The organism is Amphibiibacter pelophylacis, from assembly GCF_037688875.1.
GTDB lineage: Bacteria > Pseudomonadota > Gammaproteobacteria > Burkholderiales > Burkholderiaceae_C > Amphibiibacter > Amphibiibacter pelophylacis.
Window position 1 is genome coordinate 116,873 of the sequence record NZ_JAWDIE010000003.1, and the last position, 10,550, is coordinate 127,422.

At 65.3% G+C, this 10,550-nt stretch carries 11 protein-coding genes; 3 read left to right on the forward strand and 8 right to left on the reverse strand.

What is annotated here, in order from left to right:
- The first annotated feature begins 5 nt into the window (after nt 1-5).
- The 3 genes from RV045_RS02735 to RV045_RS02745 all read left to right on the forward strand — a co-directional run bounded on the left by RV045_RS02735 (nt 6) and on the right by RV045_RS02745 (nt 3,064).
- Nucleotides 6-1,247: an ABC transporter substrate-binding protein gene (locus tag RV045_RS02735; protein ID WP_423234228.1), complete on the forward strand. Its 1,242-nt coding sequence runs from the start codon at nt 6-8 to the stop codon at nt 1,245-1,247.
- Between the two features lie 63 nt (nt 1,248-1,310).
- Complete coding sequence (locus tag RV045_RS02740; RefSeq protein WP_423234229.1) at nt 1,311-2,213, forward strand: carbohydrate ABC transporter permease; 903 nt, start codon at nt 1,311-1,313, stop codon at nt 2,211-2,213.
- Nucleotides 2,214-2,215: 2 nt separating this feature from the next.
- The gene (locus RV045_RS02745) at nt 2,216-3,064 is read left to right on the forward strand and encodes a carbohydrate ABC transporter permease (RefSeq protein WP_423234230.1); all 849 of its coding nucleotides are present in this window, start codon (nt 2,216-2,218) and stop codon (nt 3,062-3,064) included.
- 9 nt (nt 3,065-3,073) lie between these two features.
- On the opposite strand, the gene hepT is transcribed toward RV045_RS02745, so the two are convergent.
- The 8 genes from hepT to RV045_RS02785 form a co-directional block, all read right to left on the reverse strand.
- Nucleotides 3,074-3,400, reverse strand: coding sequence for a type VII toxin-antitoxin system HepT family RNase toxin (hepT, locus tag RV045_RS02750; RefSeq protein ID WP_423234231.1), 327 nt, complete (start codon nt 3,398-3,400; stop codon nt 3,074-3,076).
- The gene (gene mntA / locus RV045_RS02755; RefSeq protein WP_423234232.1) at nt 3,390-3,785 is read right to left on the reverse strand and encodes a type VII toxin-antitoxin system MntA family adenylyltransferase antitoxin; all 396 of its coding nucleotides are present in this window, start codon (nt 3,783-3,785) and stop codon (nt 3,390-3,392) included. The genes hepT and mntA overlap by 11 nt, the downstream gene beginning before the upstream one ends.
- Nucleotides 3,782-4,291, reverse strand: a complete 510-nt coding sequence (gene moaC, locus RV045_RS02760) for a cyclic pyranopterin monophosphate synthase MoaC (protein ID WP_423234233.1) — start codon at nt 4,289-4,291, stop codon at nt 3,782-3,784. The genes mntA and moaC overlap by 4 nt, the downstream gene beginning before the upstream one ends.
- Entirely contained in the window at nt 4,288-6,471 is a 2,184-nt protein-coding gene (scpA, locus tag RV045_RS02765) for a methylmalonyl-CoA mutase (RefSeq protein ID WP_423234234.1), read from the reverse strand. The genes moaC and scpA overlap by 4 nt, the downstream gene beginning before the upstream one ends.
- A 98-nt stretch (nt 6,472-6,569) precedes the next feature.
- A complete protein-coding gene (locus RV045_RS02770) occupies nt 6,570-7,358 on the reverse strand; it encodes a glycosyltransferase family 25 protein (protein WP_423234235.1) in 789 nt (262 codons plus the stop codon).
- Nucleotides 7,358-8,140 carry a glycosyltransferase family 2 protein gene (locus tag RV045_RS02775; RefSeq protein WP_423234236.1) on the reverse strand — a complete coding sequence of 261 codons (783 nt, stop codon included), beginning with the start codon at nt 8,138-8,140 and terminating at the stop codon, nt 7,358-7,360. The genes RV045_RS02770 and RV045_RS02775 overlap by 1 nt, the downstream gene beginning before the upstream one ends.
- Nucleotides 8,103-9,968, reverse strand: coding sequence for a glutathione-regulated potassium-efflux system protein KefC (kefC, locus tag RV045_RS02780; protein ID WP_423234237.1), 1,866 nt, complete (start codon nt 9,966-9,968; stop codon nt 8,103-8,105). The genes RV045_RS02775 and kefC overlap by 38 nt, the downstream gene beginning before the upstream one ends.
- A gap of 10 nt (nt 9,969-9,978) precedes the next feature.
- On the reverse strand, nt 9,979-10,542 hold the full coding sequence (locus RV045_RS02785; protein ID WP_423234238.1) for an NAD(P)H-dependent oxidoreductase: 564 nt from the start codon (nt 10,540-10,542) through the stop codon (nt 9,979-9,981).
- Nucleotides 10,543-10,550: the final 8 nt, after the last annotated feature.

The following is a 10,550-nucleotide window of genomic DNA, read 5'->3' on the forward strand; positions in this document are numbered from 1 at the left end:
CCGACATGACATCCAACTGCTTCAAGTTCCTGCGCCAGCCCCTGGCGCTGGCCGCGCTGGCCTGTGCCAGCTGGGCAGCCCAGGCCGGCACCCTGGTGATCAACACCGACGCCTCCGACCCGGCGCCCAAAGCGGCCTGGGAAGCCATGGCCAACGGCTTCATGAAGGCCAACCCCGATGTCACTGTCAAGATCAACACGCTGGATCACGAGGGCTTCAAAACCTCGATCCGCAACTTCCTGACGGCCAACCCGCCCGACATCGTCACCTGGTACGCGGGCAACCGCATGGCGCCCTTCGTCAAGGCCAAGCTGTTCGAGGACGTGTCCGACGTCTGGACCCAGAACGATCTCAAGACCCAGCTCAAGCCCGCGCTGAACGCCATGACGATCGACGGCAAGCAGTGGGGCATCCCCTACACCTATTACCAGTGGGGCATCTACTACAACAAGGACGTGTTCAAGAAGTACAGCATCGCCGTGCCCAAGACCTGGGAAGAGCTGCTGGCCGCCTGCGCCAAGCTCAAGGCCGGGGGCGTGACGCCGTTTGCCATCGGCAGCAAGGCGCTGTGGCCCACGGGCGGCTGGTTTGATTACCTCGACCTGCGCACCAACGGCCACCAGTTCCACATGGACCTCACGGCGGGCAAGATCCCTTACACCGACAAGCGCGTCCAGGCGGTTTTCGACCACTGGGACCAGCTGACCAAGCCCGGCTACTTCCTGGCCAACCACAGCAGCTTTGACTGGCAGGACGCCCTGCCCTCGCTGGTCAAGGGCGAAACCGCCATGTTCCTGCTGGGCAACTTCATCGTTGATCCGCTGAAAAAAGCGGGCATGACCGACGCCAGTCTGGGCTTCTTCCAGTTCCCGAAAATCGGCAATGTGCCACTGGCCGAAGACGCGCCGACCGACACGGCCCACATCCCGGCCAAGGCCAAAAACAAGGTCGATGCCAAGCGCTTCCTGGCCTATATGGCCAAGCCCGAGGTGCAGACCGAGGTCAACAACATCCTGCTGCAGCTGCCCATCAACGTGAAGAGCAAGGTCGGCAACGATGTCTTCCTGCAGGACGGCTTCAAGATGCTGGGCGCATCGGCGGGCCTGGCGCAGTTTTACGACCGCGACGCACCGGCTGAGATGGCCAAGGGCGGCATGGAGGGCTTCCAGCGCTACATGATCGACCCATCCAGCCGCGACGAGGTGCTCAAGCGTCTGGAGCAGCTGCGCCAGCGCGTCTACAAGTAAAGCAACCCCTGGCGGCCCGGTCTGCGCCCCTGCGGGAGCGCGGACCGGCCTGGAAAGCCGATCATGACTGTTTCAAGCACCCGCTGGTGGTTGCGCCACCAGCGCCGACTGGCGCCCTGGCTGTTTCTCATCCCGGCGCTGGTCGTTTTCACCCTGTACGTGCTGTGGCCCATCTGCGAATCGCTGTGGCTCAGCCTCTACGACTGGGACGGACTGGGCGACAAGACCTTCATTGGCCTGGCCAACTACCGCGAGCTGTGGCAGGACCCGGATTTCTGGACCTCGCTGCGCAACAACCTGATCTGGCTGGTCGGTTTTGGCCTGGCGGTGCCGCTGGGCCTGGCGCTGGCGCTCTTTCTGAACCAGACGGTGTTCGCGATCCGGCTGGTCAAATCGCTGTTTTTCTTTCCCTTTGTCATCTCGCAGGTGGTCATCGGGATGATTTTCATCTGGTTTTACAACCCCAGTTTTGGCCTGCTGGCCGAGCTGTTCAAGGCGGTCGGCCTGCAGCCGGTGGCGCTGCTGTCCAGCCCCGATCTGGTCACTTACAGCCTGGTCGCGGCGGCGCTGTACCCGCAGATCGCCTACTGCATGATTCTCTACCTGACCGGCCTGAACAACGTGCGCTCCGACCTGATCGAAGCGGCGCGGCTGGAAGGCGCCAAGGGCTGGACCATGCTGTGGCACGTCATCCTGCCGCAGCTGCGCTCGGCGACCTTCATCGCCATCGTGGTGACGGTGGTGGGCTCGCTGCGCAGCTTTGACATGGTCTCGATCATGACGGCGGGTGGCCCTTACGGTCAGTCGCGCGTGCTGGCCTATTACATGTACGAGGTGGCGCTGAGCGAATACGGCTACCGCATGGGTTACGGCTCGGCCGTGGCGACCGTGCTGTTCGCCATCATGCTGGTGTACATCCTGTTTGTGCTGTGGCGCATTTACCGCCAGGAAAAAGATCTGGACTGACCATGTTTCCCACCCCGATCGCGCAGACGCGCCCCGCCACCCGCTGGCTGTACCGCATCGTCCTGCCCCTGAGCCTGCTGGTCTGGCTGCTGCCGCTGCTGGCGGTGGCGCTGACCGCCGGGCGCAGCGAGGCCGATCTGGCCGCTGGCAATTTCTGGGGCTGGCCAACCTGGCACTACGGCGACAACTTCGCCAGCGTGTTCAACAACACGCCCACGCTGCAGTACATCTGGAACAGCTTTCGCATCACCGTGCCGGTGGTCATCGGCGCGCTGGCCCTGAGCAGCCTGTCGGGCTTCGCCCTGGGCGTGTACCGCTTCAAGGCCAACCTGCTGGTGTTCTTCCTGTTTGTGGGCGGCAACTTCGTGCCCTTCCAGATCCTGATGGTGCCGGTGCGCGATTTCAGCCTGCATCTCGGGCTGTACGACACGGTGACGGGGCTGGTGCTGTTCCACATCGCCTTCCAGACGGGGTTTTGCACCTTTTTCATGCGCAACTTCATCCGCGAGCTGCCCTTCGAGCTGATCGAAGCCGCACGCATCGAGGGCGCCACCGAGTTCCAGATCTACCGCAAAGTCGTTCTGCCGCTGGTCATGCCCGCGCTGGCTGCGCTGTCGGTACTGATTTTCACCTTCATCTGGAACGATTACTTCTGGGCGACGGTGCTGGTCAATGGCGATCAGTCCATGCCGATCACGGGCGGTCTGCGCTCGCTCAACGGCCAGTGGGTGGCGCGCTGGAATCTGGTCTCCGCCGGGGCCATCCTGGCCGCGCTGCCCCCGGTGCTGATTTTCTTCCTGATGCAAAAGCAGTTCATCGCGGGCCTGACCATGGGGGCGACGAAGGGGTGAGAGCCCCGGTCAGTCCCTTCGCGCCGTACCGCGCTGCACAAGCGCCTGGCTGTACTGAAGGAATTCATCCAGATGCGCAGTGATGATGCGCACGGTGATGGGCAGCTGCAGGATCTGATAGTCGTGCACCGCGATGTTGCGAAAGCCCACCATGCGCTTGAGACCTTCGGCCAGCGGCGCGGTGATCACGCCCGCCTGCTCCAGCAGCGCAAACACGTCACGGGCGCTTTGCGGCACACCCAGCTTGTCGCGGCGAATCAGGTGCTGGCCCATGTCCAAGGCGGCCACGCAGCGCTCGATGCTGGCCGTCTTGTTGATCAGGACGTCATCCGCCATACACCCGCCCCGTTCGCCGGATATCGTCCAGCAGGCCCGCACGGGCGGTGTCGAGTGCAGTTTTCTCGCTGAGCATCGCCGCCTCGAAAAGGCCTGCGCGCACGTCCAGCGCCCACCAGCGCTCGCCCTGGGTCAGGATCTGGTGCTGCATCACCGTGGATGCGGCGCGGATATCCAGCAGATCGACCGGGCATCCCGCCACATCGGCCAGCGATCCGGCCAGATCAAACAGCAGCAGCGGGTCGGCGTAACCGGCGACCAGTACGGCCAGATCCAGATCGCTGTCCGGGCGGGCCGTGCCCTGGATGCGGCTGCCAAAGGCGTAAACCGCCATCAGGTCAGGCACACCGGCCTGGATGGCCTGCAGGAGGGCCGACTGGTTCACAGCGGCACTTCCCCCTCGCGCAGCCAATGCCCGCTCTTCCCGCCCCGCTTTTCCAGCAGCGCAATGCCGTCCATCACCATGCCTTTGTCGACGGCTTTGCACATGTCGTAGACGGTGAGCAGCGCCACGCTGACGGCGGTGAGGGCTTCCATTTCGACACCGGTCTTGCCTTCGGTCTGCGCGACGGCTTCGCACAGCACGGCGGGCGGATCGTCCTGCAGCGTGAAGCCCACGCGCACGTGGGTCAGCGGCAGCGGGTGGCACAGCGGGATCAGGTCGCCGCACTTTTTGGCGGCCATGATGCCCGCCAGGCGCGCCACGCCCAGCACGTCGCCCTTGGCGCTGCTGCCTTCGCGCACGCGCTCCAGGGTCGCGGCCTGCATCAGGATGCGGCCGCGCGCGCGCGCCAGACGCTCGGTCGGCGTCTTGGCGCCGACATCGACCATGTGCGCTTGGCCGCTGGCATCGAAGTGGGTCAGCGTGTCTGCGGGGTCTGGCGTCGTCATGCGGGGGCTCCGTTCACGGCCTGGCGAATCTGCTCCAGCACATCTTTGGCGCTGGCCGGGATGGGCGTGCCCGGGCCGTAAATGCCCTTGACGCCCGCGTCATACAGAAAACCGTAATCCTGCGCGGGCACCACGCCGCCCACGAAAACGATGATGTCGTCGGCGCCCTGCTCGCGCAAGGCGGCAATGATGGCCGGGACCAGCGTCTTGTGCCCGGCCGCCAGCGTGGAAATGCCCACGGCGTGCACGTCGTTTTCGATGGCCTGCCGGGCGCATTCCTCGGGCGTCTGGAAGAGCGGCCCGATGTCCACGTCAAAGCCCAGGTCGGCGAAGGCGGTGGCGACCACCTTGGCGCCCCGGTCGTGGCCGTCCTGGCCCAGCTTGGCGATCATCACGCGCGGACGGCGGCCCTGCTGCTGCGCGAAGGCGTCGATTTCGCCCTGCAGTTGCGCCCAGCCTTCGGCGCTGTCGTAGGCGGCGGCGTAAACGCCGGTGACTTTCTGGATGTCGGCGCGGTGGCGGCCCCAGACTTTTTCCAGCGCGTCCGACACCTCGCCCACCGTGGCGCGCACGCGCATGGCCTGGATGGCCAGCCCGAGCAGATTCCCCTGCCCGCTGTGTGCGGCGTCCGTCAGCGCCTGCAGCGCGGCGCTCACGGCGCCCGCGTCGCGCGCGGCACGAACCTGCGCCAGACGCGCCAGTTGGGCCTCGCGCACCTGGACATTGTCCACCTCCAGGATGTCGATCGGGTCTTCTTTGGCCAGGCGGTATTTGTTGACGCCAACGATCACGTCCGTGCCCGAATCGATGCGCGCCTGCTTTTCGGCCGCGCTGGCCTCGATGCGCAGCTTGGCCCAGCCCGAATCGACGGCTTTGGTCATGCCGCCCATGGCTTCGACCTCGTCCAGGATGGACTGCGCCTTGTCGATCATGTCCTGCGTCAGCGACTCCATCATGTAGCTGCCCGCCCAGGGGTCGATCACGCGGGTGATGCTGGTTTCTTCCTGGATGATGAGCTGCGTGTTGCGCGCGATGCGGGCGCTGGTTTCTGTGGGCAGCGCAATGGCCTCGTCAAACGAATTGGTGTGCAGCGACTGCGTGCCGCCAAACACCGCCGCCATGGCCTCGATGGTGGTGCGCACGACGTTGTTGTAAGGGTCCTGCTCGGTCAGGCTCCAGCCGCTGGTCTGGCAGTGGGTGCGCAGCATCAGGCTCTTGGGCTTTTGGGCGTTGAAGCCTTTCATGATGCGGCACCACAGCACGCGCGCGGCGCGCATCTTGGCGATTTCCAGATAGAAATTCATGCCGATCGCCCAGAAAAAGGACAGGCGCCCGGCGAAATCGTCCACGTCCAGGCCTTTGGCCAGCGCGGTTTTCACGTACTCCTTGCCGTCGGCCAGGGTGAAAGCCAGCTCCAGCGCCTGGTTGGCGCCCGCCTCCTGCATGTGGTAGCCGCTGATGCTGATCGAGTTGAAGCGGGGCATTTTCTGCGCCGTGTACTCGATGATGTCGCCAATGATGCGCATCGACGGCTCGGGGCCGTAGATGTAGGTGTTGCGCACCATGAACTCTTTCAGGATGTCGTTCTGGATGGTGCCCGACAGCTGGTCCTGCGCCACGCCCTGCTCTTCGGCCGCGACGACATAGCCCGCCAGCACGGGCAGCACGGCGCCATTCATGGTCATGGACACCGAGACCTTGTCCAGCGGAATCTGGTCGAAGAGGATTTTCATGTCCTCGACCGAATCGATGGCCACGCCCGCCTTGCCCACGTCGCCCGTCACGCGCGGGTGGTCGCTGTCGTAGCCCCGGTGCGTGGCCAGATCAAACGCGACGCTGACGCCCTGCCCGCCCGCCGCCAGCGCCTTGCGGTAGAAGGCGTTGGAGGCTTCAGCCGTCGAAAAGCCCGCGTACTGGCGGATGGTCCAGGGGCGCACCGCGTACATGGTGGCTTGCGGACCGCGCAGAAAGGGCTCGAAACCCGGCAGCGTGTCGGCGTGCGGCAGACCGGCCGTGTCGGCAGCGGTGTACAGCGGCTTGACTGTCAGGCCCTCGGGCGTGATCCAGTTCAGGGCCGACACATCGCCGCCCGGCGCGGATTTGGCCGCCGCCTGCTGCCACTGCGCCAGGCTGGCGCTGGCAAAGGTCACGTCGGCTGGGTTGGGGGTGCGCTCGGACATGGGTCTCCCTCGGGGCTGTTGTGGGTCTTGTCGGGACTGCTCTGGACAGGGCTTGATTATCCGTCACCGCAGCCGACAAACGGCTGACAGCCCGGTCGTCAGCCCAGCCACTTGTGGCGCGCAGCGATCAGCTTGTCGAGCCAGAGTCGGCGCTGCTTGGCCAGGCCATAGTGCCACTGACGGCCCTGGCTGGAACGCTGGCCCGATACGCGCGCTCTGCTGGCCGCCTGCGCCGCTGCGCCATCGATCTGGCTCTCTGAACCCGTGGTCGTCAGCAGTGGGGGCCAGAAGCAGTAGCCTGTGTTGCGCCGCGTCTGCCAGTGGCGCAGAAAATTGTCGACCGGGCAGAAAATACGCCCGCTGGTCTCGATAAAGGCCTGCGCACCAGCACGCGACCAGACCAGTCCCGTGGTGGTCATCGGAAAATAATGCGCGCGAGCCAGGCGAACACCGGGATATTCCGGCCCAAACCCGGTCAGTGGAGTGAAGATTTTGAGCTTCTGGTTGCCAATATTGAAAACGTCCCAGCCGCTGTGGCCGTGGCGCTCCAGCCAGTCCACCGCCATGGCAACCAGGGGCGCAAGCGGCTGCAGCATCTGCATATCGTCTTCCAGCACGATGGCGTAAGGCGCATCGGTGGCCAGAAAGCGCTCGGCGCAGCGCACATGGCTGAGGTAACAGCCCAGCTCGCCCCCCCGCAGCTCGCGGCCCATATAAGCGCGCGCCCGCGCCGCATCGTAGAGATCACCAAACTGATCCACACCGGCGCGACCATCCACTGCCGCAACGCGCTCGAACGCAATGCCCTGCGCCACGAGCTGCCCGGTGGCCGAGGCCAGACGCTCGTCACTGCCGTCCAGGTTGATCAGGTAGATATGGGTCGTCATTATGAAAAAATGATTTTTTTGATTTTTCTTCGCATTTTTTTAAAAAACCCGATCTTGTTCAAGCCCGGGTTAGCCACACTGACATCCTCTCCAAGATGGGTGCAGACCCCGGCCCCATCTTGCAGATAAGCCACATGCCGACCTTGCTGACGCATCCAGCGGGATACATGACGCTCTTTCTGGTATGCAGAAAATCCGCCACAGGCTCGCCACAGCTCTGTTTTCATCAGGTGCGGGTTGAACGTGTAGTGATGCCATTCATCAGACCGGCTATCGAGATGGGTGTAAGCCACCCCCTGAAAGCTGTTTTTTGAAATTCGCTGGGGAATTTCCTGGTGCGGCGAATAATCGGACAGACTGCGCCAGCACACCGAACTGACATGCGGACTGCCCAGAAGAATCCGGGCACGTTCAATATCAGGTGCACGGGCAAACAACCAGTCATCCTCACAATGAAAAATATAAGGCGTCTGAACCTGGCGGTACATCCGATCGACCGCCGGATGATGACCGACATGGTGGTCGAGCGCAACCAGGCGGCCCTGCGGGCAGGAGGCCCGAAACTGCGCACTGGTCGCTTCATCACAAAAGTCATTGACGGCCAGCACATGGCGGAATTCCATATGCGCAAAAAGACTGTCCAGGGTCTGGCGCAACAGATCAGGTCGGCGTCCTATGGTCAGGCACAGCGTGATGTCGTCAGTCATGGCCCGGATTTTCCCGCTGGTTTTTTCCGCGTTAAGGTCAATGCGCGCTGTCAGCTTCTGATCCAGCGACAGCATTATCCCACCCCGCCCTCCGCCCCGGCCTGGCTTCGCGCTCCTGGCGCAGCTGCTCGGTGAGCTGCTGGCGGATGGCTTTGCTGGCGGCGATCAGGCTGGCGCGGTCTTTGTGGTGGGGATGCAGTTTGTGCGCCAGTTCGATGTTGCGGCGCCGGAATTCCAGGGCGATCCGGCGCGCTTCGTGCGGGGTCTGGCCCAGCGCTTCCAGGGCGCTGCGGGCGCTTTGCAGGCTGGAGCCCAGCAGCTCGCGCTCGATGTGCGGCACGCCGCATTCGTGCAGGCGGTTCCAGTGCGTCAGATCGCGGGCGCGCGCCACCAGCGCCAGGTGCGGAAAATGCTGCTGCGCCAGCTCGACAATCTCCAGCGACTGATCGGGGTCGTCCACCGCCACCACCAGCACGCGCGCTTTCCCGGCGCCCGCGATGCGAAGCAGGTCCAGGCGCGTGGCGTCGCCGTAATGCACGGTGTAGCCAAACTGGCGCGCGGTTTCGATCAGCTCGGGGTCGTAATCCAGCACCGTGCAGTTCATGCCCTGCGAGTACAGCACCCGCGCCACGATCTGCCCGTAGCGGCCAAAGCCCGCGATGATGACGGCGTTGTCCTGTTCTTCGGCCAGCTCCTGGGGTTTTTCGCTGATGTCGCGGGCCGCGATGCGGGCGTCCAGCCAGGGCAGCAGCAGGCGGTCGATAGCCACCAGCAGCAGCGGACCCAGCAGCATGGACAGCGCCACCGTGCCGATCAGCAGGGAGGACACGCGCGCCTCGAAAATCTGTGCGCCGACCGCGCCCTGGAAGACCACGAAAGCGAACTCGCCGCCCTGCGCCAGCAGCAGGACCAGCACCGGACGCTCGCGCAGTGGCACGCCCATGGCCGCCGATACGCCCCAGATCATCACGGCCTTCACGGCCAGAAAGCCCAGCAGCACCAGCAGCATGGTGCCCGGCGAGGCCAGCAGCACGCCGAAATCGATGCTCATGCCCACGGCCATGAAGAACAGGCCCAGCAGCAGGCCCTTGAAGGGCTCGATGTCGGTTTCCAGCTCGCGGCGGTACTCGCTCTCGGCCAGCAGCACACCGGCCAGAAAGGCGCCCAGCGCCATCGACAGGCCCACGGCCTGCATCAGCGCGGCAATGCCAACCACCAGCAGCAGCGCGGCGGCGGTGAAGATTTCCGGCGTATCGCTGCGCGCGATCCAGCGCAGCACCGGGCGAAGCAGCAGACGGCCGCCCAGAATGATGCCCGCGACCACGCCGATGGCCTTGCCCGCTTCCAGCCAGGCGCTGCCGCCGCTGGCCGAGGCATCGCCCGCCACGCCCAGCACGGGCAGCAGCGCCAGGATGGGGATGGCCGCCACGTCCTGCATCAGCAGAATCGCAAACCCGGACTGGCCGCCCGCCCGCGCCATCTGCCCGCGCTCCTGCAGCACCTGCAGGGCGATGGCGGTGGAGGACAGCGCCAGGCCCAGTCCCGCCACCAGGGCGATGCGCCAGGGCACGCCCGCCAGCAGGCCCAGCCCCAGGATGCCCCCGGCGCACAGCAGAATCTGCGCGCTGCCCCAGCCGAAAATCGGGCGCCGCATCTGCCACAGGCGGCGCGGTTCCAGCTCCAGCCCGACCAGGAAGAGCATCAGCACCACGCCAAATTCGGCAAAGTGCAGGATGTCCTGCACCTCGCTGACCAGCCCCAGTCCCCACGGGCCGATCAGCATCCCGGCGGCCAGGTAGCCGATGATGGCCCCCAGGCCCAGCGCCCGCGAGATCGGCACCGCCAGCACGGCGGCGGCCAGGTAGATGAAGCTGCTGGCCAGCCAGCCGGATTCGTGTCCCATAAGTCGTGTGTCAGTCCTTGGCCGAAGCGGACGGAAGCTGGAGGGCGTCAAGGCAGCGCGCGATCCAGGGCTGCAGGGGCTCGCGGTGCGCGTCCAGCAGCAACAGCGGCGGCTGCCAGAGCATCCCGCACAGCCGCGCCGTGGCCTGCGCCGGAGCCAGAAAATCCTCAAAAGCCCGGCCGTGCGTGCCCTGCGCGCTGTAGGCCTGCGGCGTGCCGCCCGCCGTGACGATGAGCTGCAGGCGCTTGCCCGCCAGCGCCTGGCCGCCCGGGCCATAAGCCCAGCCATAGGTCAGCACCTCGTCCAGCCAGAGCTGCAGCAGCGGCGGCAGACCGTACCAGTGGATGGGGTACTGCCAGACCAGGGTGTGCGCGGCCTCCAGCGCGGCCTGCTCCTGCGCCACATCGATGTCGTAATCGGGGTACTGGGCGTACAGATCGCAGCGGTCGATGCCCGCCGCATCCAGCGCGGCCGTGGCCTGCCACAGTGCGGCGTTGGCCCGCGACTGGCGCAGGCCGGGGTGGGCCATCAGCAGGCGCACCCGGGCCGCTGTGGGGGAGGCGGTGTCGGTCATGTTGGCAA